21 protein-coding genes are annotated in these 22,602 nt (G+C 71.0%); 9 read left to right on the top strand and 12 right to left on the bottom strand.

Features of this window, described 5'->3' with window-relative positions:
* Nucleotides 1–100: 100 nt before the first annotated feature.
* Entirely contained in the window at nucleotides 101–745 is a 645-nt protein-coding gene (locus tag BJP60_RS07830; protein WP_238439343.1) for a Pr6Pr family membrane protein, read from the bottom strand.
* Nucleotides 746–764: 19 nt separating this feature from the next.
* Here BJP60_RS07830 and BJP60_RS07825 point away from each other — a divergent pair, with 19 nt between their 5' ends.
* Nucleotides 765–1,220, top strand: a complete 456-nt coding sequence (locus tag BJP60_RS07825) for a hypothetical protein (protein WP_203139462.1) — start codon at nucleotides 765–767, stop codon at nucleotides 1,218–1,220.
* Nucleotides 1,221–1,240: 20 nt separating this feature from the next.
* Here the strand turns inward: BJP60_RS07825 and BJP60_RS07820 are convergent, their stop codons facing one another.
* Together BJP60_RS07820 and BJP60_RS07815 are read right to left on the bottom strand one after the other, a co-directional pair.
* On the bottom strand, nucleotides 1,241–2,023 hold the full coding sequence (locus BJP60_RS07820; protein WP_203135245.1) for a hemerythrin domain-containing protein: 783 nt from the start codon (nucleotides 2,021–2,023) through the stop codon (nucleotides 1,241–1,243).
* Nucleotides 2,024–2,080: 57 nt separating this feature from the next.
* Nucleotides 2,081–2,998, bottom strand: a complete 918-nt coding sequence (locus BJP60_RS07815; protein WP_203135244.1) for an SDR family NAD(P)-dependent oxidoreductase — start codon at nucleotides 2,996–2,998, stop codon at nucleotides 2,081–2,083.
* A 225-nt stretch (nucleotides 2,999–3,223) separates the two neighbouring features.
* On the opposite strand from BJP60_RS07815, the gene BJP60_RS07810 reads away from it, so the two are divergent.
* Nucleotides 3,224–3,901 (top strand): DUF402 domain-containing protein, encoded by a 678-nt coding sequence (locus BJP60_RS07810; protein ID WP_203135243.1) that lies wholly within the window; start codon nucleotides 3,224–3,226, stop codon nucleotides 3,899–3,901.
* Between the two features lie 98 nt (nucleotides 3,902–3,999).
* Here BJP60_RS07810 and BJP60_RS07805 read toward each other — a convergent pair whose 3' ends face one another.
* The gene (locus tag BJP60_RS07805; RefSeq protein ID WP_203135242.1) at nucleotides 4,000–5,082 is read right to left on the bottom strand and encodes a LacI family DNA-binding transcriptional regulator; all 1,083 of its coding nucleotides are present in this window, start codon (nucleotides 5,080–5,082) and stop codon (nucleotides 4,000–4,002) included.
* A 31-nt stretch (nucleotides 5,083–5,113) separates the two neighbouring features.
* Between BJP60_RS07805 and BJP60_RS07800 the strand changes: the two genes are divergently transcribed.
* Nucleotides 5,114–6,409 carry an MFS transporter gene (locus BJP60_RS07800; RefSeq protein WP_203135241.1) on the top strand — a complete coding sequence of 432 codons (1,296 nt, stop codon included), beginning with the start codon at nucleotides 5,114–5,116 and terminating at the stop codon, nucleotides 6,407–6,409.
* On the opposite strand, the gene BJP60_RS07795 is transcribed toward BJP60_RS07800, so the two are convergent.
* Nucleotides 6,367–7,458, bottom strand: coding sequence for an epoxide hydrolase family protein (locus tag BJP60_RS07795; protein ID WP_203135240.1), 1,092 nt, complete (start codon nucleotides 7,456–7,458; stop codon nucleotides 6,367–6,369). The two genes, BJP60_RS07800 and BJP60_RS07795, sit on opposite strands and share 43 nt — an antisense overlap.
* A 257-nt stretch (nucleotides 7,459–7,715) precedes the next feature.
* Here BJP60_RS07795 and BJP60_RS07790 point away from each other — a divergent pair, with 257 nt between their 5' ends.
* Nucleotides 7,716–9,050: an APC family permease gene (locus BJP60_RS07790; RefSeq protein ID WP_203135239.1), complete on the top strand. Its 1,335-nt coding sequence runs from the start codon at nucleotides 7,716–7,718 to the stop codon at nucleotides 9,048–9,050.
* A gap of 97 nt (nucleotides 9,051–9,147) precedes the next feature.
* Here the strand turns inward: BJP60_RS07790 and BJP60_RS07785 are convergent, their stop codons facing one another.
* Both BJP60_RS07785 and BJP60_RS07780 read right to left on the bottom strand, forming a co-directional pair.
* Nucleotides 9,148–9,426 carry a hypothetical protein gene (locus BJP60_RS07785; RefSeq protein WP_203135238.1) on the bottom strand — a complete coding sequence of 93 codons (279 nt, stop codon included), beginning with the start codon at nucleotides 9,424–9,426 and terminating at the stop codon, nucleotides 9,148–9,150.
* A 62-nt stretch (nucleotides 9,427–9,488) separates the two neighbouring features.
* Entirely contained in the window at nucleotides 9,489–9,833 is a 345-nt protein-coding gene (locus tag BJP60_RS07780) for a DUF2200 domain-containing protein (RefSeq protein ID WP_238439342.1), read from the bottom strand.
* Nucleotides 9,834–9,953: 120 nt separating this feature from the next.
* Here BJP60_RS07780 and BJP60_RS07775 point away from each other — a divergent pair, with 120 nt between their 5' ends.
* Nucleotides 9,954–11,600: an NAD-dependent epimerase/dehydratase family protein gene (locus BJP60_RS07775; protein WP_203135236.1), complete on the top strand. Its 1,647-nt coding sequence runs from the start codon at nucleotides 9,954–9,956 to the stop codon at nucleotides 11,598–11,600.
* 9 nt (nucleotides 11,601–11,609) lie between these two features.
* Here BJP60_RS07775 and BJP60_RS07770 read toward each other — a convergent pair whose 3' ends face one another.
* Complete coding sequence (locus BJP60_RS07770; RefSeq protein WP_203135235.1) at nucleotides 11,610–12,137, bottom strand: pyridoxamine 5'-phosphate oxidase family protein; 528 nt, start codon at nucleotides 12,135–12,137, stop codon at nucleotides 11,610–11,612.
* Nucleotides 12,138–12,269: 132 nt separating this feature from the next.
* Between BJP60_RS07770 and BJP60_RS07765 the strand changes: the two genes are divergently transcribed.
* Complete coding sequence (locus BJP60_RS07765; protein WP_203139108.1) at nucleotides 12,270–13,661, top strand: MFS transporter; 1,392 nt, start codon at nucleotides 12,270–12,272, stop codon at nucleotides 13,659–13,661.
* 28 nt (nucleotides 13,662–13,689) lie between these two features.
* Nucleotides 13,690–14,568, top strand: coding sequence for an AIM24 family protein (locus BJP60_RS07760; protein WP_203135234.1), 879 nt, complete (start codon nucleotides 13,690–13,692; stop codon nucleotides 14,566–14,568).
* On the opposite strand, the gene BJP60_RS07755 is transcribed toward BJP60_RS07760, so the two are convergent.
* Entirely contained in the window at nucleotides 14,552–15,796 is a 1,245-nt protein-coding gene (locus tag BJP60_RS07755) for a saccharopine dehydrogenase family protein (protein ID WP_203135233.1), read from the bottom strand. The two genes, BJP60_RS07760 and BJP60_RS07755, sit on opposite strands and share 17 nt — an antisense overlap.
* Nucleotides 15,797–15,818: 22 nt before the next feature.
* On the bottom strand, nucleotides 15,819–17,357 hold the full coding sequence (locus tag BJP60_RS07750; RefSeq protein WP_203135232.1) for an APC family permease: 1,539 nt from the start codon (nucleotides 17,355–17,357) through the stop codon (nucleotides 15,819–15,821).
* A gap of 204 nt (nucleotides 17,358–17,561) precedes the next feature.
* Here BJP60_RS07750 and BJP60_RS07745 point away from each other — a divergent pair, with 204 nt between their 5' ends.
* Nucleotides 17,562–19,787, top strand: a complete 2,226-nt coding sequence (locus tag BJP60_RS07745) for an FdhF/YdeP family oxidoreductase (RefSeq protein ID WP_238439341.1) — start codon at nucleotides 17,562–17,564, stop codon at nucleotides 19,785–19,787.
* Nucleotides 19,788–19,797: 10 nt separating this feature from the next.
* A complete protein-coding gene (gene fdhD, locus BJP60_RS07740; RefSeq protein WP_203135231.1) occupies nucleotides 19,798–20,646 on the top strand; it encodes a formate dehydrogenase accessory sulfurtransferase FdhD in 849 nt (282 codons plus the stop codon).
* A gap of 9 nt (nucleotides 20,647–20,655) precedes the next feature.
* On the opposite strand, the gene BJP60_RS07735 is transcribed toward fdhD, so the two are convergent.
* Together BJP60_RS07735 and BJP60_RS07730 are read right to left on the bottom strand one after the other, a co-directional pair.
* A complete protein-coding gene (locus BJP60_RS07735; protein WP_203135230.1) occupies nucleotides 20,656–21,735 on the bottom strand; it encodes an FUSC family protein in 1,080 nt (359 codons plus the stop codon).
* 15 nt (nucleotides 21,736–21,750) lie between these two features.
* The gene (locus BJP60_RS07730) at nucleotides 21,751–22,587 is read right to left on the bottom strand and encodes a hypothetical protein (protein ID WP_203135229.1); all 837 of its coding nucleotides are present in this window, start codon (nucleotides 22,585–22,587) and stop codon (nucleotides 21,751–21,753) included.
* Nucleotides 22,588–22,602 lie beyond the last annotated feature (15 nt).

Genomic DNA, 22,602 nt, shown 5'->3' with positions numbered 1-22,602 from the left:
TTTGATCGGGGGTCCTCGTCGAGGGGAACCGTGTCGACACGTCGAGATGACGGGCGCCCCTCGCCAGCCGCGGGGCTCCTGTGGCTCACTTACTGCGGATTCAAGCGAAATCCGCTCGAGGGAGCAAGATCCCGGGCGACCGGGAGCCGGCCCATACCAGCGCGCCGGAGGCCACGAGCGTGAAGAGGAGCGCCGCGCTGTATCCGAGGAGCGACATCACGCCGCGCTCGGGCAAGAGGAACCCGTAAGGCACCCACCCGTCGGTCGCCCCGCGGACGAGGACGACTGCCAGCCAGGCAAGTGGGTAGGGCAGGACGATCCACAGCGTCCGCCACCGCAGAGGGGCGCGGTCGCCGACGAGCACCCAGTCGAGCAGCACGAACAGGGGAAAGTAGACGTGGAGCACGGCGCTGATCCACGCGGGCGCGGTGCCGGTGCCGGGAACGAGGCCGTTGTAGATCACGGCAACGACGAGCAGACATGCCGTCACCACGCCGCGTGCGGCCACGAGCCAGTGGGGTGGGCGCTGGTTCCGCACCGAGTGCGAACCGGAGGCGGTCAGGACGACGGCCGCGAGCAGGCTTGTCTGGTTCGTGAAGTAGCCGAAGTAGTCGAAGGGATTGGCGTCACCGACCGCGATGCGTCCCAAGAAGGTGTGCACCAGCAGGACGACGACGAACATCGCGGCGCCGATACGCGCGATGCCGATTCCGACCGCCGAGTTGCGAGGGGGGATCCGACTCACATCGGCCAGCATAGGAAGCATGAAGGCGCGAGATTTCCTTCCCATGGCCTCGGGCATCGCGGCTTCGCTCCTCGGCTTCTTCGTGTGCTTCGCCGTTCTTTCGTCGTCGTCGACTGCACCGCCTCTCGCCGCGCTGCTGCTCGCGACGGCCGCGATCGTCCCCGGCCTCGCTGTGGGCATCATCGTGAGGCGGCCTCATCGCCCCTGGGGAGGCGGTCGGCGCGGCGACAGGCGAGCGCCTCGAGGCGGGGCGAGCCCTGTCAAGGGTCTGCTCATCGCGCGCGGCAGCGTCGATGCTGGAGTTCACAGTCGAGAGGAGAAACGCATGAGCGACGAGAAGCCGCACGAGCGGCACGCAGACGACGCGCGGGCCGATGACGCCGCCCCCACGCCGGTCGTGAGTGACGAGGTCAGCGAGGCCGCCGCGGAAGCCCAGTCAGACGCCGACACCGACGACGAGTCCTCCCAGGGCTGAATCCGACGGCGCCGGCAGCATCAGGCTCGCCGGCGCCGCCTGATCAGCGTGATCGAGATCACGACCAGCGCCGCAGCGATCCATCCCCACGGTGGCGCCGGTGGACGATCGAGGCGCGTCGACGGGTCCTCGCCGCGTCGCATCGCGGGGAGATGTTCGATCGCGTGAGCAGTGCGCGTGAGCCCGGTCGACGCGATGCGCAGTGCGCTCTCGGCCCGGCCGGCACCGCGAAAACGGATCGCGTCCAGGCGGTCCCGCAGTCGATCGAGCGCCGTCAGCGGGAGCGCGGCGATGACGTTTCCCGGGGGACGGCGGGCGACGATGGGATGCGCCCTCGTCGGCGCGATGGCGCTGACCGCGCTCCAGGCGATCCCGAGCATCCTGAGCCGGCGGGCGCTGACCCGCTCCTGCAGGCGCGGGAACAACTCGTCCTCCTCGTCCCTGACGTCCTCGCGCAGCACCTCCACCAGCCTGTCGATCGCGGCCTGCCGCTCCTGGGAGCCGTACGCGAGCGCCTCCAGCCGAGTGACGATCTCATTCACCTCCTGATGCTCCTGCTCCACCTGGAGTGTCAATTCCTCTCCGTCAGGCAGCACCCGACGCATCACGGGCCACAGCACCGACTCCTCGGCGAAGGCGTGAGGGAAGACCAGCCGATAGAGGTCGAGCAGCACGGGGCGCTGATCCTCGTGCGACAGCTCCCCGAGTCGGTGCAGCAACGCGTCGAGCTCGATGTGATCGTCTCTCTGGCGGGTCAGCACGCTCAGGCGCCCTCCGAGTTCGTCGATGCTCTGGTCAGCCACGGACTTCATATCGCCTTCTTTCGATCGGTCGGCAGGAGCCGAAGTCATGGCGGAGGCTCAGCGCCCGATCCGCGTCCATACCCGCCACCCGCCGGTGACGGCGTTCGACGTCGGGTCGGGCGCCTCGAGGTTGCCTCGGTGCGGTGCCTGAGCCGCCCGCTTCAACGCGACGAGCTCCATATAGCGATGCGTCATCGCGTCGACGAGGCCCGGCAGCACGCGACGGACAGGCACCAGCATCCCCTGTGCGACGCCCACGATGGCGTTGCGGCGCGGTCGCTCCGCGAGCCGCACCACGGTTCTCGCCACGCGCCGAGGCGAGACGACGGGCGGCAGAGCGCGCACCTTGTGACCCGTGAGGTTCGCGGCGTGCTGGTGGATCGGGGTGTCGATGCTCGCCGGCATGACCGTGCACACGTCGACCGCGCCCCGCAACTCCATGCGCAAGCCCTTCGCGAACCCCGCGATGCCGTGCTTGCTCACGGCGTAGGGGATGACGTAGGGCGCAGCGAGCTCCGAGAAGACCGAGCCGAACAGGATGAGCACACCGCCTCGCTCGCGCAGGCTCGGCAGCGCGAGACGCGCGGCCTCCATGGTGCTCACGAGGTTGACGTCGATCGTCCGTCGCAGCACGTCGTGCGGCACCTCCTCGAAGCGCGCGAACCCGTAGACCGACGCGGCGGAGACCCACACGTCGACACCCCCGAACCGCTCACGGGCGCGAGCGATCATCGCGGCGACCGCTGCGTGGTCGGTGATGTCGAGCGGCGCGGCCAGAACGTCGGATGCTCCCCGCGCGCGGCACTCGGCATCCACCTCCTCGAGACTCGACGCGCTTCGCGCCGCGAGCACCATCCGCACGCCGCGGGCGGCGAACGCGTGAGCGGCAGCCCGGCCGATGCCGCTGGAGGCGCCCAGGATCACCACGACGCTGTCCGCGTCGAGGCGGTGTCGTCGTCTGCGTCGCGCTGTCATGTCGCCTCCGTCCGTCGCTGTGCGTCCGAGGCTAACCGCGCGCCGACCGGGCGCACACGTCCTTGCGCGCGATGCTCCGTCGCACTAAGGCCGGTCCGCCCGGGAGGGGAGGTGTCGATCCTGCAACGCAGCCGCCGCCGATCAGCCGCCTGGGCGACGACGAGGGACGTCTGACTGTCCTTCACCGGGACTTTGCGCCTGAGTCGGCTGTGTCAGCATCGGTGGATGGACATCGCCCATCCCTCGGACGCCAGAACCGAGCCCTTCGCCGCGGGAGAGGCGGTGGTGCTTCGCAGTGTGAACACCTACGGCCGACACGGCCGGGCGGTGGGCTTCGCGGTCGCAGGACGTGTCCTCGTCGACGATGACGAACTCGCCGTCGTGGCGAGCCCCGTCGGATCCGCGATGCGACGGCGGGCGGGAGCTGGCAGCGGGCCCAACGGCAGGCTGATCCTGCCCGAACACTGGGACGGCTCCTACGTCGACGACACATGGTCGGGCGCTCCCGTCGTGCGCGTTCACCAGAAGGGTTCGCCCTGGTCGGTCTGGCGATGGCATGACGGGACCGCATGGATGCCGCACTGGTACATGAACCTCGAGCTGCCCTGGGCACGCACCGCGACCGGGTTCGATACCCAGGACTGGACGCTCGACGTCATCGCCGGCACCGATCGGGACGGGACGTGGTCCGTTCGATACAAGGACGAGGACGAGCTCGCCTACTACGCCGGCACCGGCCACTGGCCTGAGAGCATGCGAGCGATCATCGAGCGCGCGGGGAAGGAAGCGAGCAGCGTCGCGCTGGCGCGGACCTTCCCGTTCGACGTCGACTGGTCGCAGTGGATCCCCGATGCGGCCTGGCCCGTTCCGGAGCTGCCGGCGAAGTGGGATCAGCTCGAATAGGGCATCGACCGCCGACCACAGAATCATGGAGCCGCGGCTCTGAGCACGGGAGCTCGCCGAGGGCTCGCGACGGCGAGCGCGACGAGGAGAGGCGCCGGTCAATCCGCGGCGGGATCCCCAGGACGCTGCACGACCCTCCACGAGACGGGGCGGGTCGGCTGCTTCAGGCCGAGCGCGGCCTCCGCGCACCGCCTGCCCTGCTCGCGCAGCGGGTTCTCGACGGAGATGATCCCCGCGGCGACGGCCTCCTCGGACGCATCCCACCCGGTGATGATCGCTTCTCTCTGCAGCGAGGCGAGCGCATCGCGGGCGCCGAGCGCCAGTTCGTCGCTCATGGCGAGGACGAGGAGAGGAGCGTCCGGGGCGATGCGGTCGAGCACCGCCGCGGTGTTGCGGGTGCCTTCGTCCCGAAGGTTCGTCGTGGTCACGGCGACGGCGACCTGGTCCCACCCGAAGCCGTGTGCCGCGAGCGCGTCCCGGTAGCCCTCGAGGCGACGCGCGGTGACCGGGTACGGCACGTCGGGCGTCAGGTCCCCGCCGACGCCGAGCCACGGCGACCGATCGCCGTCGACCGGGAAGCTGAGGACGACGGGCACGTGCCCGCCTCGCGAGCGCTCGCGGGTCGCCAGCGCGGCCGCTGCCACCGCGTACGCAGCCGCGCGATCGTCGCCCGTCACCGTGATGATCCCCGCCACCTCGGGTCCGCCCTGGATGGCGGCCGGCCGCCCGCTCGAGGCAACCGCCTCGAGAACGGGATCGCCGCTGTACGTGGTCCACAGGACGTAGGCGTCCACCGCGGCGGAGAGCACGCGATCGACATCGGATGATGCCCGGTCGCTGCGAGAAGCGCCGTGGGTGGGGATCAGCACCATGCCCAGGCCACGCTCGACGCAGACGTCGGCCACGCCGGCGAAGAAACGCGCGGCCTGCGGGTCATCGAAGGCGTACGACAGATGCTCGGGAACGACGACGCCGATCTGATCGGTGCGGCCCGATCGGAGGGAGCGGGCGACCGGACTGGGGCGCTGATAGCCGAGCTCGCGCGCGGACGCCATCACCCGCTCACGGGTCTCCGGGCTCACGCGGGAGGGCTGGCTGAACGCGTACGAGACCGTCATCACCGCCACCTGCGCGTGCGCGGCGACGTCCCGGATCGTGGGGCGGTCGCGTTCTCCTGGCACAACGTCACTCTACCTGTGTACCGTTACACACGTGACTGCAACCGCTCGTCCGCCGGTGCGCCCCATCGCTCCCTATGCCGCGTTCGCGTCCTTCGGCGTCTTCTGGGGTGTGTGGGGTGCGTCGCTTCCCGCCACACGGGCGCAAGCAGACGTGACCGATGCTCAGCTCGGGACGGCCCTGCTCTTCGTCGGGCTCGGTGCCGTGCCGGCGATGCTGCTGACCGGGCGCCTGCTGGACCGCGTGGGGACACGCCTGAGTGCCCTGCTGCTCGGCGCGCTGCTGCTTGCGGGGCTCGGCCTCGCGCTCCTCGCTCACGACCTGGCCGCGCTCATCGTCGCCATGGCCGTCGTCGGCGCCGCCTCGGGTGCCGCGGATGTCGCGATCAACGCCATCGCGACTGAGGCGGAGGCGTGGAGCGATCGGCCGATCCTGGCCCGGAGCCACGGGATCTTCTCCGCGGCCGTCGTCGTGGCGAGCGTCGCAAGCGGCGTCGCACTGAATTCGGCGCTCATCGTTCCCCCACTCGCGGGAGTGTTCGGCATGGCGGCTCTCCTCATCGCCGCAGGCAGCCTCGTCGTCTGGAGAGGGACGCGCTTCGGACAGCCCGATTCGCCCGCCCGCCCCCACACGGAGCGCGATCACGCCGGAGGTGCGCGCTCGCGCCGGCTCTGGCCCCTCCTCGCCGTCGGAGCCGTGGGCGCGATCGCCTACGCGATGGAGAACGCCTTTCAGAGTTGGAGCGCGGTGTTCCTCACGGATGTGCACGTGGCGGCCGCGCATATCGCCGCCTTCGGGCCAGCGGCCTTCGCGGCGGTCGCCGCCGTCGCTCGACTGACGCTCGCTCCGCTCTCGCGTTCGCACCCCGCGGCGCTGCTCGTCGCCGGCGGAGCTGCAGCGGCGATCGGGAGTGCGATCCTGGCTGCATCGAGCGGCGTCGCCACAGCCCTTCTCGGCATCGCGCTGGCGGCGCTCGGAACCGCGATGCTCTTCCCGACCCTGTTGGGCCGAGCCGTGCGGGGCGTCCCGAGCCGGCAGCGCGGGGCAGCGACGTCCTTGGCGGCGGCGACGGCCTACGTCGGCTTCCTGGCCGGGCCGGCGTGCATGGGGCTCGTCGCCGGGCAGGCGGGGATCCGCGTCGCGTTCCTCTCCGTCGCGGTCGTCGCAGTGATCTTCGCGATCATCGCAGCCCCGGCCAGCCGCTGGGCGTCGTCCCACCTGGGCGGCCGGCACGCGCAGGATGCGCGCGAGGACGAAGCCGCCGCATCGCTCGCCGACGGAGGAACTCAGCGCGCGAGCGCGATGGCCCGCCGCACGCCCCGCGCATAGCTGTCCGGCTGCTCCCACGCGGCGAAGTGCCCGCCGCGCGGGAATTCGAGCCAGTCCGCGACCGCGAAGTACCGCTCGACGTACCGGCGCGGGGCGTTCACGAGGTCGGCGGGGAACACCGTCATGACCGTGGGCGTGTCGATCCGAGCCCAGTCCTTCGGTGCGGCTGCGGCATACGGCGTGAAGGAGGTTCCGATCGCGCCGCTGAACCAGTACGCCGAGATCCAGGTCAGGGCCTCGTCGGGCGTGAAGGCGTTCGAGAGCTCGCCGCCGGAGTCGGTCCAGTCGACGAGCTTCTCCAGGATCCAGGCCGCCAGGCCTGCGGGCGAGTCGCCCAGGGCGATCGCGAGCGTGTGCGGCCGCGTCGCCTGCTCGTGCATGTAGCCGCCCTCAGTGCTCTGCCACGCGTGTCCTCGTCGGACGTACGCGCGCGCGGCGTCGTCCAGGTCGTGCGGCGCACCGGTCAGGAAGTGGTACTGGGAGAGGTCGGTGAGGTGCAGGGCGCTCACCGCGGCGCCGTGGCGTGCCGCGAGGGCCTCGGCCACGTCGCATCCGACATCGCCCGCCGAGACGACGTATCCGTCGTATCCCAGCTCGGACATGGCGTCGGCGACGGCGTCGGCCATCCCGATCGCCGACATGCCTCCGCCGGTCACGGGCGCCGCGAACGGGAAGCCGGGAAGCGCCGGCGCCACGACCGTCACGTCGTCGAGCAGGGGGAAGATCCGCTCGAAGCGCAGGACGGAATCGGGCCAGCCGTGCAGCAGCACGACCACCGGAGCGTCGGCACGCGCGGCGGGGGAGACCACCGCGCGGATCGGCACGGATGTGTGCTCGCTCTGCCGCCAGTCCCACGACGCGATCCTGCTCTCATGCCGCCGCCAGTCGTAGTCGTGCTCCCAGTGCCGCAGCAGATCGTGCAGCAGCGCCGGATCGACTCCGGATGGCCCCGGCAGGTCGGGCAGCGCCACCGTGCGGAAACGCTCGAGGCGCGCCCGCAGATCCGCGACGGCCTGATCGGGCACGGGCGTCAGGTCGTGCTTCTTCATGCCGCTCCTCCCGGCGCGAACAGCGCGCTCGTGCTCATCCTGGCGTATCGGCACGTCACAAGAGCGATCGCTGCGCGCGTCACGCGCGGGCCTCGGGGCGGTCGGAGTCGCCGTCGCGTTCCCGCGCCCATGTGGGTCGCGTCGCCCTAGGCATGCGCGGGCCCCCGGGTCAAGCAGTGGCGGCCGATTCCGGCCGCAGACAGGATGGACCAGGCCCCCTCGCCCGAGGTCGGGCGCGGGTGATCGAGGGAGACGGCATGAGCACGGACACCGTGGGAGAGACACGACTGCGGCGGGGGATCACGGGGCCGCTCCTGTTCGTGTTCATCCTCGGCGACGTGCTCGGCGCCGGCATCTACGCGCTCATGGGTGTGCTCGCGGGCGAGGTCGGCGGCCTGCTGTGGGCGCCGCTGCTCGTCGCCTTGCTGCTGGCCCTGCTCACGGCGGGCTCCTACGCCGAGCTGGTGACCAAGTATCCGAAGGCCGGCGGTGCCGCCGTCTTCGCCGAGCGGGCGTTCCGCAGCCCGCTCGTGTCCTTCCTCGTCGGCTACTGCATGCTCGCCGCCGGGGTCGTGAGCGCCGCGGGCCTTTCGCTCGCGTTCGCGGGCGACTACTTCCGCACGTTCTGGGACGTGCCCACCGCGCCCGTCGCCATCATCTTCCTCGCCGTGGTCGGCGCGCTGAACGCACGCGGCATCCGCGAGTCGATGTCCGCCAACGTCGTCATGACGATCATCGAGCTCAGCGGACTCGTCATCGTCGTCGTCGCGGTCGGACTGCTGCTCGCCGGTGGCGGCGGCGACGTGTCGCGCGTGCTCCAGCCGCCCACGGAGACCGCCGTGCCGCTGGCCGTGCTGAGCGGCGCGATCATCGCGTACTACTCGTTCGTGGGCTTCGAGACGTCCGCCAACGTCATCGAGGAAGTGCGCGATCCGAGCCGCTCGTACCCGCGCGCGCTGTTCGGCTCGCTGCTCGTCGCCGGCGCGGTGTACCTGCTGGTGGGTCTCGCGAGCGCGGTCGCGATGCCCGCAGACGAGCTCACCGGATCCAGCGCCCCGTTGCTCGACGTGGTCGAGGCGAGCGGAGTGTCGCTTCCCGGCTGGCTGTTCAGCTTGATCGCGCTCATCGCGGTCGCGAACGGCGCGCTCCTGACGATGATCATGGCGAGCCGACTCGCCTACGGCATGGCTGACCGCGGGCTGCTGCCGTCGGTGTTCGCGCGCGTGCTGCCCAACCGCAGGACGCCGTGGGTCGCGATCATCGCCACCACCGTGGTGGCGATGCTCCTCACGCTGCTGGGCGACCTCGCGATGCTCGCCGAGACCGTCGTGCTGCTGCTGCTGTTCGTGTTCCTCGCCGCGAACGTCGCCGTGCTGGTGCTGAGGCGCGACAAGGTCGAGCACGAGCACTTCCGCGTCTGGACGGTCGTTCCCGTCCTGGGCGTCGGGTCGTGCATCCTGCTGCTCACGCAGCAGGACGGCGAGGTGTGGCTGTTCGGCGGTGCGCTCATCCTGCTGGGCGTCGTCCTCTACGCGCTCGCACGCATCACGCGACGCCGGACGTCAGCGGGCGACAAGGCGAGTACGGCCTGAGAGCGGGCGTCCGCCTCCCGGGAATCCCACCGAGAGGGGACCGTGGCCGTCGACGCGTGCGGAGCCGCCCGCACGCGTCGACGGGAGGGCGTGCGCCCTAGAAGTCGTACAGGCCGCCGTACGGGTGGTCCTCATCACCCGTGTCGCGGTCGTCGAACTGCACGGTCTCGGTGGAGAAGACCACTTGCGCCGCGGAGGTGATCAGCACGCTGACCGAGCGGTTGCCGACGACGGTGAAGTCGACGAAGCGACCGCCGGCGATCGCGGCGCCCTCGATGCGCTCCTTCAGCTCGCTGGTGCTCTGGCCCTGGGCGAGGAAGAAACTGGTGCCGTTCACAGAGACCTCCGTGCGGACCATCGTCTGAACATCGCTCATGAGGCAAACCTAACCGGCCTTCCGACAAAGGAGATGGGGCTTTCGTCCCGAGCGAAAACATGTCAGGGGGAGCGGAGCACCTTCGTCATCGCCTTCCCGCGCGCGAGTTCGTCGACGAGCTTGTCCAGATAGCGGATCTGCTGCATGAGCGGATCCTCGATCTCCTCGACGCGCACACCGCAGATCACGCCGGTGATCTGTGATGCGAGCGGGTTGACGTCGGCCTGCGCGAAGAAGTCGCGGAAGGTCGTCTGGGCCTCCAGGTGCACCGCGAGCTCGCGCTCGTCGTAGCCGGTCAGCCACGCGATGACCTCGTCGAGCTCGGCCTTCGTTCGTCCCTTGCGCTCGAGCTTCGCGACGTACAGCGGGTACACCTTCGCGACGCTCATGCCGAAGATCCGTTCCACGCACGCGAGTGTACGCCGCACGCGAAGCGTGTACGACGGCGTGACCCGCCGCCGCAAGCCCATGGCCCAGCCGGCTCGGGGACGTCAGGATCGAGGAAGATTCCCGGATCAGGAGGACGTATGTCGGACGCCAGGACCCGCCCGCTCAAGGTCGCGATCATCGGCGCGAGCGGACACACCGGAACCGCGTTGCTGCAGGCCCTGCGCGGGGATGAGCAGGTCGGTGCGATCGTCGGCATCGCGCGACGCTCGCCGGATGTCTCCTCCGCGCCGTACGACGCGGCGCAGTGGGACCTCGTGGACATCGCCGCGCCGGTGCCGAGCCAGGCGGGGGAGGAGCATGTCATCTCGCGGCTCGCCGCGGCGCTGTCGGGCGTCGACACGGTCGTGCACCTCGCGTGGCTGATCCAGCCCAACCGCGACCGGGACCTGATCCGTCGCGCGAACGTGGACGGCACCCGCCGCGTCGTCGAGGCCTGCCTGCGCGCCGGGGTGAGCCACCTCGTGTGCGCCTCCTCGGTCGGCGCCTACACGGGCGTCCACGACGACGAGGCGAGGGACGAGTCCTGGCCGACCGAGGGCATCCCGACCGCCCACTATGCGGTCGACAAGGCCGCCCAGGAGCGCGTTCTCGACGAGGCCGAGTCTCGCGGTCTCGCTGTCGCGCGCGTGCGCCCGGCCCTCGTGTTCGACGCGGATGCCGGCGCCGAAATCACGCGGCTGTTCCTCGGCGCACTGGTGCCGCCCGCGGCGCTTCGCCCTGGGGCGCTGCCCGTCGTGCCGCTGCCGGAGGGCATCCGGCTGCAGGCCGTGCACGGCGCCGACCTCGCCGACGCCTACCGCCGCGTCATCGTGCAGCGCGCGACGGGGGCCTTCAACATCGCGACCGAGCCCGTCCTGCGGGCTTCGGATCTGGCCGGTGTGGTGAGCCACGACAAGCACATCGATCTTCCCGCCCGCGTGCTGCGGCCGATCCTGAACGTCGCGTGGCGGGCGCATGCCGTCGCCGCCGATCCGGGTTGGCTCGACATGGCGATGACCGCGCCGATCATGGACACGTCGCGCGCCCAGCGCGAGCTGGGCTGGCAGCCGCAGCACGACTCGAGGGAGGCGCTGCACGAGGTGCTGACCGGGATGGCCGACGGTCGCGGCACCGACAGCCCGCCGATGCGGCCGCGCTCCGACTGGCCGCAGGACCAGCTGCCGCCGGGAGAGGTCACGCCGGACGGCGTCGTGCAGCCGCCTGCGCACTCCTCGGGGCACCGCGTGCCTGCGGGGCTCGAGCGCGACATCCTCGGCCTCTACCTCTCCGACCACCTCACGGGCGCGACCGCGGGGGTGGATCGCCTGGAACGGATGGCGAAGGCGTACAAGGACACCGACCTCGGCCCCGCCCTCGACGGGCTGTGGAAGGAGGTCCGCGGCGAGCGGGCCTTCCTGAAGGACCTGATCGAGTCCCTCGGGCTGCGGCGGCGTCCCTACCGGCAGGCCGCCGCGTGGGTCGCGGAGAAGGCCGGGCGCCTCAAGACGAACGGCCGCCCGCTCGGATCGCCCATGACGCCGGTGCTCGAGATCGACCTGATGCGCGGCGCGGTGATCGGCAAGCTCGGGGGCTGGGAGACGCTCGCCGAACTCGCCCCCGACCTGGGCCTGCCGCGTCAGGTGTTCACGGACCTCGCCGAGCAGGCGCGCGAGCAGGCGGCGCTTCTCGGACGCCTGCACGCGGAGGTCGTGCCCGAGGCGTTCCGCGCGGGCCACGTCGACTGAGCGCGGGGCTCACTGCTCCCAGGCCGGCGGGAAGTGGGGGATCGGCTTCGGCCGGCCCGGGGCGTCCGCGCGGCGCGGGGCGTTCGTCGGCGCAGGGCGTCCGGCATCGCCCGGGGCGCGTCGCGCGAATCGGCGGCCCGTGACCGTGTCGGGCTGGATGCGGACGACGTGCGGCTTGTGCTCCGGGTCGTCGCTGACGAGGTGACGCGCACCCGACGCGAGGATCTCGGAGTCGACCTCGGTGAGGGACGCGCGGCCGCGCACGACGACGCTCCAGTAGAACCCCGCCTCCTCGCCGTCCACCTCGAGCGCGACGACGGGGTGGGCGCGAAGGCTCCGGAGCTTGCGCCCGGCGCCGGAGCGCACGTAGAGCTTGCCCTGGTGCGCGACGTAGTTGAGGGGGAAGACGTCCGGTCCGCCGTCGCTGTGCGTGACCGCGAGCCGCCCGATGTCGGCGCTCTCGATCAGGCGCCAGCATTCGGAGGCCGAAAGCTCCTCGACCTCGCGGTCGTCCGAGATGGGTCCTGACATCGTCATGTCACTCCTCGCCGTGAGCCGCTGAACAGTGCCTCCAGTGAACGCCACCGCGTCCGGCAAGGGAAGGTCTTGCGGATCCGCCGCCCGTCCCACCTCACGCGGGCATAGGGTGCAGACGTGACGGATGAGCGGATGGACGCGAGCGGACGACGCGTGCTGACAGTGGCGATCCTGGCGTCCTTCGTGTCGTTCCTGGACGGCAGCATCGTGAATGTGGCGCTCCCGGCGATCCGGGAGGACCTCGGCGGCGGCCTCGCGGGACAGCAGTGGGTGGTGAATGCGTATCTCGTGACGCTCGGAGCGCTGATCCTCGTCGCCGGCTCGCTGAGCGACCTGTACGGGCGGAAGGTGATCCTGAGGGTCGGCCTCTTCGGATTCCTCGTGACCTCGATCGCGATCGCCGCCTCGCCCGGCATCGAGTTCGCGATCGTCGCGCGCGCACTGCAGGGCATCGCGGGCGCGCTGCTCGTGCCGAGCTCGCTCGCGCTCATCACGACGCACTTCGGCGAGGCGATGCGGGGACGGGCGATCGGCGCGTGGACCGCGGCGACGAGCGGCGCGATGCTGGTGGCCCCGCTGATCGGCGGCCTGTTCATCGACTTCGCGTCCTGGCGCTGGGCGTTCCTGATCAACGTCCTGCCCATCGGCGTCACGCTCTGGCTGCTCGCCGGCCTGGAGACACCGGATGTCCGCAAGCCGGGCGCTCGCGTCGACCTGATCGCGTGCGCGCTGTGCGCGCTGGGCCTCGGTGGCGTGGTGTTCGCCCTGATCGAGGGGTCCCGCCTCGGGTGGGGCGATCCGCTCGTCGTCGCCGCGCTGATCATCGGCGTCGTGCTGTTCGCCGGGTTCCTGCTGCGCGAGAGACGCTCGGCCGAGCCCGTCATGCCGCTCGACCTGTTCCGCATCCGCAACTTCTGGGCGGGAAACCTCGCGACGACGTTCGTGTACGCCGCGCTGGCGCTCAACGGCTTCGCGGTCGTCGTGTTCCTGCAGGAGGCGGTGGGCTTCTCTGCGACACTTGCGGGCCTGGCGTCGCTGCCGGTCACCGTGATCATGATCCTCGGCTCCTCGCGCGTGGGGAGGTGGGCGGACCGCAGCGGCCCCCGGATGTTCATGACGATCGGTCCCGCGGTCATGGCGATCGGCGCGGCGCTGCTGCTGACGGCGGCCGACCCCTTCGACTACTGGTGGCAGATGCTGCCGGCGATCGTCCTGCTCGGCGTGGGCCTGACTCTGACGGTGAGCCCGCTCACGAGTGCCGTGCTCGGATCCGTGGGCAGCGGCCGGGAGGGCATCGCATCCGCCGTCAACAACGCCGTCTCGCGTGTGGCCGGCCTGCTGGTCGTCGCGGTCATCGCGCTCATTGCGGGCGGTGACCTCGACCTCGACGGCTTCCACCGCACCGCGATCGCGACCGCGGCGCTGTTCGCGGCCGGAGCGGTCGCGTCCTGGGCGGGGATCCGCAACCCACGGCAGCGCGAGGAGGCGGCACAGGCGGCGCGGACGGGCAGTCCGCCCGAGTGAGTAGGGTTCGGGGAGAGGGAGGAATCGCATGGACGCCGGCTGGTTTCCTGATCCGACGGGGCGCGCTCAGCTGCGCTGGTGGGACGGCACGTCGTGGACCGAGCACGTGTCGACCGACGGCCAGGTCTCGACCGCCCCGCTGACGCCCGTCGACGCGGCGATGCAGGAGCAGCAGCCGGCCGCCCACGACATCCCGCAGCGGGCCGCTGCGCCCGCCCAGGGCATCGGGCGCGGTGACGCAGGCATCACCGGGGACCTGATCTCCGGCTCGCACGCCGAGGTGTCCGGCTCCGGCCCGACGAAGCAGAACGAGAAGATGCTGCGTGTGGGGCTGGGGGAGCCGTTCTTCGCGCGTCAGGGCGCGATGGTCGCCTACCAGGGAGAGCTCGACTTCGCGTATCAGGGCGGTGGCGTCGGACGCTTCCTCAAGTCGCAGGTGACGGGCGAGGGGCTCTCGCTCATGCGCGTGTCGGGTCGGGGTGACGTCTTCCTCGCGAACGAGCAGGCGGAGGTGCACATCCTGCACCTCGAGGACTCCGGCATCTCTATCAACGGGCGCAACGTGCTCGCGTTCAGCGAGACGCTGCAGTGGAGCATCGAGCGCGTGCAGGGCGCCGGCATCATGACGGGCGGGCTGTTCAACACCACGCTGCGCGGCAGCGGCTGGGTCGCGGTGACCACGGCGGGCCCGCCGGTCGTCCTGAACGCCGCCGAGGCGCCCACCTACGCGGACACCAACGCCGTGGTGGCCTGGTCCGCGTCGCTGCAGACGACGCTGAAGTCCACGTTCAAGGCCGGCGCGCTGATCGGCCGCGGATCGGGCGAGGCCGTGCAGGTCGCGTTCGCCGGCCACGGCTTCGTGATCGTGCAGCCGTCGGAGGGCGTGGCGGTCACGTCGTCGTCGTGATGGGCGGCTGCTGCTCGCGCATCCCCCACGGCGAGCCGTAGCCCGAAGGCGCGGGCGCGGCGAGCAGGTCGAGGAACGGGCGCGCGTCGAACGCCTCGGGTCCCAGCACGCCGGCGCCCGACCACACGCCCGTCGACAGCAGCTCGAGCGCGATCACGGGATTGAGTGCCGTCTGCCAGACGACGGCCTGCGCGCCGTACTCGCGCATGGTCTCCTCATTGTCGGCCACGTGATACAGGTAGGTCGAGCGAGGCCGGCCGTCCTTCCCCGTGCCCGTCACCCACACGCCCGCGCACGTCTTGCCGGTCATCCGGTCGCCGATCGTGGCCGGATCGGGCAGGCACGCCGCGACGACGTCGCGCGGCGAGACCTCGACGCCGCCGACCCGCACCTTGCCGGTGCGGTCGAGGCCCAGCTTGTTCAGCACCTTGAGCACCTCGATGAACTCGTCGCCGAGGCCGTACTTGAACGTCACGCGCTTGGCCTTCGTCCAGCGCGGCATCAACAGCACCTCCTCGTGCTCGACGTTCACGCACTCGACCGGGCCGATCCCGTCGGGGAAGTCGAACACCTCCGGCTCCGAGAACGGCGTCGTCGTGAACCAGCCGCGGCCCTCCTCATAGATGACCGGCGGGTTCAGGCACTCCTCGATCGTGGTCCAGATCGAGAAGGACGGGGCGAAGTCGTATCCCGCCACGACGAGGTTCGCGCCGTCCCGCACGCCGAGCTCCTCGATCTGGTCGAACAGCTCGTCCTCCGCGTAGCGCGCGAACACATCCGACAGGCCCGGCTCCACGCCGATCCCGACCAGCGCCAGCCGGCCGGCGTCGCGCCACCGCGCGTCCTGCGCGAACTGGTCGTCGCCGAGCTTCACGCCCGGCAGCTCGTACGGCCGCTCCGGATGGCGGGAGGACAGGCTCATCGCCATGTCGAGGTACGTCGCGCCCGCCGCGAAGCTGCCCTCGAAGATCGGCATCACGAAGCGCGGATCGACCGCGTTCAGCACGTGCGTGACGTCGTGCTCGCGGATGAGGGAGGCGACGGAGTCCGCGTCGGTGGCGTCGACCTGGGCCGCCACGAGACGCCGGTCGCCGAGCTCCTCGACGATCGCCCGCGCCCGTTCGACCGCGTAATCGGCGATGACGAGGGATTCGAAGAAGTGCCGGCGCACCGCGATTCGGACCGCCGCCGTGCCGACGCCTCCGGCGCCGATGATCAGGATGCGCATACGCCCTCCTCGGAACGGATGATCACGCCAGGCCGCCGTCGATCGAGCGCCGGTAGTCCTCGTCCGGCACCATCACCTCGGTCTCCCGGTTGAGGCTCTCGCCGCGGAAGAACGGGGTGGAGCGGGGGAAGAAGAACCACACCACCATCAGCACGACACCGACCAGCAGCGAGCCGATGCCGACGACGAAGGTGCCGCCGATGCCGAGCAGCACGCTGTAGCCGTAGTCCACGTCCCACATGTCGATCGCCGACTGCACGAACGCGTAGGTGAGCATGAGCGCGCCCGCCAGCGGCAGCAGGCCCTGCAAGAAGAAGTTGCGCGCGGAGGACAGCAGCTGCCGACGGAAGAACCAGACGCAGGCGTAGCCCGTGATGGCGTAGTAGAACGCGATCGCGAGGCCCAGCGACAGGATCGAGTCCTGCAGGATGTTGTCGCTGATCAGCGTCATCACGACGTAGTACACGATCGCGACGACGCCCATCACGATCGTCGAGAACGACGGCGTGCGGTACTGCGGATGCACCCGCTTGAAGCGCGCGGGAAGCGCACGGTACACGCCCATGGCGAGGGTGCCGCGCGCGGTGGGAAGGATCGTGGTCTGCGTCGACGAGACCGCCGAGATCAGCACGGCGACGACGAGCACCCAGCCGAACGGCCCGAGCAGGCCGTCCTTGATCGCGAGGAAGAAGTCGTCCGCGTGCGCCTCGTTTCCGAGCCCGACGCCGTCCTCGCCGACGCCCGCGTACATCATCGCCGCGATCGTGACGGCGACGTACGTGAAGAGCAGGATGACGGTGGTCAGCAGCGCCGCGCGGCCGGGGATGCGCGTGGGGTCCTTCGTCTCCTCGTTGAGCGCAAGACACGTGTCCCAGCCCCAGTAGATGAACAGCGCGAGCAGCACGGCCTCGATGAAGCCGCTCCACTCCGTGAACGCGAACGGGTTCAGCCACTGCCAGTCGAACGGCGTCGGATGGGGTGCGGTGCCCGTGGCGAACTGCCAGAAGGCGGCGACCACGAAGATCGCGAGGGCGACGTACTGGATCGCGAGCAGGACGTTCTGCAGGCGCTCCCCGATCTCGATCCCGCGCCAGCTGACCCAGGTCATGGCCGCGATGAAGGCGACGCCCGTCGCGGTGACGAGGACCGCGTTCTCGGACAGCGCGCCGTCGCCGAACAGCGACCAGAAGTAGATGCCGGCGATCTGCGCGAGATTCGCGAGCACGACCATGCCCGCCACCGCGACGCCCCAGCCGCCCATCCAGCCGACCCACGGCCCGAAGGCCTTGGTGCCCCACGTGAACGTCGTGCCGCAGTCGGGCACGGCGTGGTTGAGCTCGCGGTACGCGAAGGCGATCAGCAGCATCGGCACGAACGCGACGATGAACGCGATGGGGGCCTGGGCGCCCACGGCGAGCACGACCCATCCCAGGGTCGCGACGAGCGAGTACGCGGGCGCGGTCGACGCCAGCCCGATGACGGTGGAGCCCCACAGGCCGAGCGTTCCGGCCGCGAGTCCCTTGCCTTCGGGGCGACCGAGATGAAGGGGGGTGGTCGTCATGAGGTGACTGTAGAGCCGCGCGCGGGTGCCGCGCGAGATCGCCGCGCCGCCGTGCTCGCGCAGAGCGGGAGGCGCGTGCCGACGGCGTGCCCGCGGGGTTAGCCTGGCAGGAGACGAAGGAGGGACGATGGCGACGAAGCCCCCACCGAGGACATCGACGAGACGCGGCTGCGCATCCGCGAGCGCGAGCACAGCGCGGTCGGCGTGCCCGCCGTGATGAACGCGCTGAAGATGTCGTTCGAGCAGATGGGCGTCGTGCGCAGCGCGCGGACCCTGCTGCGCGTGAACCAGAAGAGCGGGTTCGACTGCCCGGGGTGCGCGTGGCCGGAGGAGGACCGCCGCCACGCGGCTGAGTTCTGCGAGAACGGCGCGAAGGCCGTCGCCGAGGAGGCGACGCTGCGGCGCGTGGGGCCGGCGTTCTTCGCCCACCACAGCGTCGCCGAGCTGCGCGAGCATGACGACTACTGGCTGGGCCAGCAGGGGCGACTCACGACGCCCATGCTGCTCGAGGAGGGCGAGACCCACTACCGGCCGATCTCCTGGGATGCGGCGCTCGGCGAGATCGCCACCGCGCTGCGCGAGCTGGACGACCCGAACGACGCCGTGTTCTACACGTCGGGCCGCACGTCCAACGAGGCCGCGTTCGTGTACCAGCTCCTGGTGCGGGGGTTGGGGACGAACAACCTCCCCGACTGCTCGAACATGTGCCACGAGTCGAGCGGATCCGCCCTGAACCAGACCATCGGCATCGGCAAGGGCACCGTGTCGATCACGGACATCCACGAGGCCGATCTGCTGATCGTCGCCGGCCAGAACCCCGGCACGAATCACCCGCGCATGCTCAGCGCGCTCGAGAAGGCCAAGGACAAGGGCGCCACGATCGTCGCGGTCAATCCGCTGCCCGAGGCGGGGCTGCTCCAGTTCAAGAACCCGCAGACGCCGCGCGGTGTGCTGCTGGGCGGCACCAAGCTGGCCGACGACTTCGTGCAGATCAGGCTCGGCGGCGATCAGGCGCTGTTCCAGGCGATCGGGAAGCACCTGATCGAGGCTGAGGCGCGCGACGGCGGCGTGCTCGACCACGACTTCATCGCCGCCCACACCGCCGGATTCGACGACTACGCCGCGCACGTCGCGAGCCTGCCGTGGGAGCCGCTGGAGGAGGCGACGGGGCTGCCCGAGGCCCGCCTCCGGGAGATCGGGGAGCGCGTGCGGACGTCGACCTCGACGATCGTGTGCTGGGCGATGGGACTCACGCAGCACAAGCATTCGGTCCCGACCCTGCGCGACGTCGTCAATGTGCTGCTGCTGCAGGGGAACATCGGCCGTCCCGGCGCGGGCGTGTGCCCCGTGCGCGGCCACTCGAACGTGCAGGGCGACCGCACGGTGGGCATCTACGAGAAGCCCGCCGAGCCGTTCCTGGAGGCGCTCGATCGCGAGTTCGCGTTCACCGCGCCGCGGGCGCACGGCTACGACACGGTCGAGGCCATCCGCGCGATGCGTGACGGCCGGGTGCGGGTGTTCATGGCCGTGGGCGGCAACTTCGTCAGCGCGACGCCCGACACCCGCGTGGTCGAGGAGGGCATGTCGCGCGTCGGCCTCACCGTGCAGGTCTCCACCAAGCTCAACCGTTCGCACGTCGTGCACGGGCGGCGGGCGATCATCCTGCCGACGCTCGGCCGCACCGACCGCGACCGTCGAGGCGGTGCGGATCAGCGCGTCACGGTGGAGGACTCGATGGGCGCCGTGCACGGCTCCCGCGGTCGCCTCGCCCCGCCCGCGGAGGACCTCCTGAGCGAGGTGGCGATCCTCGCCCGCCTGTGCGCGCTGGTGTTCGCCGACCGGCCCGGTGCACCGCGGGCGGACTGGCAGGAGCTCGAGAACGACTACGCCGCGATCCGCGGGCACATCGCGCATGTCATCCCCGGTTTCGAGGACTACGACGAGCGCATCGACAAGGGGCGCTCGTTCTTCCTGCCGAACGGACCGCGCGACGAGCGCCGCTTCACGACGGCGAACGGCAAGGCCAACTTCACCGCGAACCCGCTCGAGTACCCCGTGATCCCCGAGGGGCGCGTGCTGCTGCAGACGCTGCGCTCGCATGATCAGTACAACACGACGATCTACGGCAAGGATGATCGCTACCGCGGCATCCACGACGGCCGGCGCGTGGTGCTGATCCATCGCGACGACATCCGCGAGCTCGGCTTCGCCGAGGGCGAGATGGTCGACCTCGTGTCCGAGTGGCGGGGTCCGGGCGGCCTGGAGGAGCGTCGCGCGGAGGAGTTCCGCCTGGTGCCCTACGACACCCCGCGCCGCAACGCGGCCGCGTACTACCCCGAGACGAACGTGCTGGTGCCGCTCGACTCGACGGCGGATGTCAGCGGCACGCCCACGTCGAAGGCCGTGGTCGTGCGGCTCGAGAAGCGCTAGGAGGCGCGCCATGGGAAGGATCACGCAGCGCCGCCCGGTGGTGCGGATCGCGCTCGGCGGCGCGACCACGCGCCGTCCGGACACGCTCGCCGTCGAGGAGCCGCTCGAGATCCGTCTCGCGGGCGAGCCGCTCGCGGTCACGATGCGCACGCCCGGGCACGACGTGGAGCTGGCGGCCGGGTTCCTGGTCTCGGAGGGCGTGGTGCGTACGGGCGCCGACTTCCGCTCGGCGATCCACTGCGGCGGCCCCGGTACGGGCGGGATCGAGAACACGTACAACGTGCTGGATGTCGCGCTCGCACCGGGCGTCGAACCGCCGAGCACCGACCTGGCCCGCAACTTCTACACGACGAGCTCGTGCGGCATGTGCGGCAAGGCGAGCATCGACGCCGTACGGTCGGTCTCCGCGTACGACGTCGCAGCCGACGACGTGCGCGTGACCGCCGAGACCCTGGCCGGGCTGCCCGGAGCGCTGCGCGCGCATCAGGACGTGTTCGAAAAGACCGGCGGCCTGCACGCCGCGGGGCTTTTCGACGCCGAGACGGGTGAGATCGTCGTGCTGCGCGAGGACGTCGGGCGCCACAACGCGGTCGACAAGGTCGTGGGCTGGGCGGTGCTGAACGACCGGCTGCCGCTGCGTCGGCACGTGCTCATGGTCTCCGGGCGGGCGAGCTTCGAGCTGGCGCAGAAGGCGATCATGGCCGGCATCCCGGTGCTCGCGGCCGTCTCCGCCCCGTCGTCCCTGGCCGTCGAGCTCGCGACCGAGCAGGGCCTGACGCTCGTCGGCTTCCTGCGCGGCGAGACGATGAACGTCTACGCGGGCGCCGAACGTGTGGTCGCGCCCGTGGCGGTCGGCTGAGCCGACGGGTCAGACGAGGGGACGCGACGCGTCGATCATCCGGCGCAGGCACAGCGCCGCGGTCACGTCCTCGGCGACCGCGGACGGCATGGCCTTCGATCCGGTATCCGTCGTGACCTCGTCGATCGCGGTGGTGTAGCGCTCGAGGGCCGCTGCTGCCGCCTCCAGCCGCTCCGGTCCCGACTCGCTCTCGAGCGGTTCGCCGATCAGATCGGCCGTGCGGTGGATCGCATCGGTCAGCAGCTCGCGCGCGGGCACGGCGACCGACTCCGGCCCGGCGGCGCGGGACAGGACGTCCGTGAGATCGCGGATCGAGAAGACCGTCCGCTCGAGCACACGCAGACGACGGGCGTTCAGGTCGCGCGCGTCGCGTCGGCGACGAGCGCGGGGGTTGGCGCGGCTGCTCTCATCCGCATCCAGGACCGCCTGCGACACGGCCTCGACCGTCTGGTTCAGATCGCGCACGACATCCTCGAGGTAGTCCTCCGAGAGTTCGTTCGTCGACGTCGCGTCGGCGATGTCATGCAGGTGACGCGCCGCAGCGTCTCGCAGGTTGGAGAGCCGGTCGGCCGCCTCCTGGAGGAACAGCGGCGGGAACAGCAGCAGGTTGACGAACAGCCCGACGAGAACGCCGAAGGCCATGGTCACGAGGTACGAGATCGAGTACTCGTCGGGGCTCCCGCCGCCGAGCAGCAGGACGAACAGACCCGCCATCGCGATCCAGTCGCGTCCCGTGTCGAGGGACTCGATGCCGCCGAGCCACACGCCGAGGCCCACCACGAGCGCGAGCGCGACGATGCCGGGCGCTCCCATCCACGTCAGGGCGATGCCGCCGAAGCCCAGGGCGATGCCGATCGCGAGGCCGACCAGCGTCAGCGCGCCGGACCGCGCCGAACGTGAGAGCGTGGGGTACATGCTGACCAGGACACCGAGCGGCGCGTAGTACGAGTACTCCGCCGCGGCGAAGGGCACGAACGGCGCGAGGTACCACGCGATCGCCGCGGCGATCGCGGTGCGCACCGCGAGCGCCACGCGCGACACGGCGAGCAGCCCGCGAAGGCGGGACAGGCCGATCTGGAAGCGCACCATCCGTCGCCCCGTGCCTCAGACCGCCAGTTCCGCGCGCCAGCGCGTCAGGTACGTCGCGGTGATGTCGTCCTCGGCGTGACCCTCGGCGAACGTCGGGATCTCGCGCAGCACGGCGAAGGCGGTCTCGGGCTGCGTGCCGGTGGGGCGCACGTCGAGGTGCGTGGCGTCGAAGCCCGCGTCGTGCAGCCACGCGGCCATGTCGTAGTCGCCGTTGGAGTCACCCGCCGTGAACCAGCGGCGCGGCACGTCCATGCGGGACCCGACGAGCCCCATCGCGCGCTCGGCGCCGAGGGCCTTGCCCGCCGTGCGGTGCTCGAGGTCGATGGAGATGATCGTCGGCACGGTGTGGAAGCGCTCGGCGAGACCGAGACCGGCGATCGCCTCGTCGAGCCGCGTCGTCACCTCCGGCTGGCGGGCCAGGTAGTCGTCGTTCGAGACGTCGAGGTTCTGCTCCAGCGAGACCATGGTGCGCTTCGTGTCGTCCCAGAACATCAGGTCGCGGTGCTGGTCGGCGATCGCCCGGCACGCCGCCGCGAGGTCCTCGGGCACCGAGATGGCCTCGTCGACGCCGACGTCGCCGACGCGCCCCTCCGACACCGTGAACCAGGTGGCGCCCTTCTCGCCGATTCCCCATACGGGGGCGTCCGCCGAGAGGCCGGCGCGCACGAGCGCGGGCACCACCTGTGCGGCGAGGAACGCGTCCGAGCGCCCCGTGTTGAACACGACGGGGCAGCCGGCGTTCGCGATCGCGACCAGGTCGTCGGCGATCGAGGGAATGCGGATCGACCGGGTCACGGTGCTCGCGAGGGGGCCGTCGACGTCGAGCAGAAGTCCGTAGGGCGCGGATGTCATGCGCCCCATCCTTCC

Origin of the sequence: Microbacterium sp. JZ31, assembly GCF_016805985.1 — a bacterium.
In the GTDB taxonomy this organism is placed as follows: Bacteria; Actinomycetota; Actinomycetes; order Actinomycetales; family Microbacteriaceae; genus Microbacterium.
This window is presented reverse-complemented; position numbering and strand designations above follow the sequence as displayed.

Coding starts and splice junctions, on each gene's coding strand:
- BJP60_RS07825 (WP_203139462.1), top strand. CDS start 765: ATGAAGGCGCGAGATTTCCTTCCCATGGCCTCGGGCATCGCGGCTTCG.
- BJP60_RS07815 (WP_203135244.1), bottom strand. CDS start 2,998: ATGACAGCGCGACGCAGACGACGACACCGCCTCGACGCGGACAGCGTC.
- BJP60_RS07810 (WP_203135243.1), top strand. CDS start 3,224: ATGGACATCGCCCATCCCTCGGACGCCAGAACCGAGCCCTTCGCCGCG.
- BJP60_RS07795 (WP_203135240.1), bottom strand. CDS start 7,458: ATGAAGAAGCACGACCTGACGCCCGTGCCCGATCAGGCCGTCGCGGAT.
- BJP60_RS07790 (WP_203135239.1), top strand. CDS start 7,716: ATGAGCACGGACACCGTGGGAGAGACACGACTGCGGCGGGGGATCACG.
- BJP60_RS07785 (WP_203135238.1), bottom strand. CDS start 9,426: ATGAGCGATGTTCAGACGATGGTCCGCACGGAGGTCTCTGTGAACGGC.
- BJP60_RS07775 (WP_203135236.1), top strand. CDS start 9,954: ATGTCGGACGCCAGGACCCGCCCGCTCAAGGTCGCGATCATCGGCGCG.
- BJP60_RS07770 (WP_203135235.1), bottom strand. CDS start 12,137: ATGACGATGTCAGGACCCATCTCGGACGACCGCGAGGTCGAGGAGCTT.
- BJP60_RS07765 (WP_203139108.1), top strand. CDS start 12,270: ATGGACGCGAGCGGACGACGCGTGCTGACAGTGGCGATCCTGGCGTCC.
- BJP60_RS07760 (WP_203135234.1), top strand. CDS start 13,690: ATGGACGCCGGCTGGTTTCCTGATCCGACGGGGCGCGCTCAGCTGCGC.
- BJP60_RS07755 (WP_203135233.1), bottom strand. CDS start 15,796: ATGCGCATCCTGATCATCGGCGCCGGAGGCGTCGGCACGGCGGCGGTC.
- BJP60_RS07750 (WP_203135232.1), bottom strand. CDS start 17,357: ATGACGACCACCCCCCTTCATCTCGGTCGCCCCGAAGGCAAGGGACTC.
- fdhD (WP_203135231.1), top strand. CDS start 19,798: ATGGGAAGGATCACGCAGCGCCGCCCGGTGGTGCGGATCGCGCTCGGC.
- BJP60_RS07735 (WP_203135230.1), bottom strand. CDS start 21,735: ATGGTGCGCTTCCAGATCGGCCTGTCCCGCCTTCGCGGGCTGCTCGCC.
- BJP60_RS07730 (WP_203135229.1), bottom strand. CDS start 22,587: ATGACATCCGCGCCCTACGGACTTCTGCTCGACGTCGACGGCCCCCTC.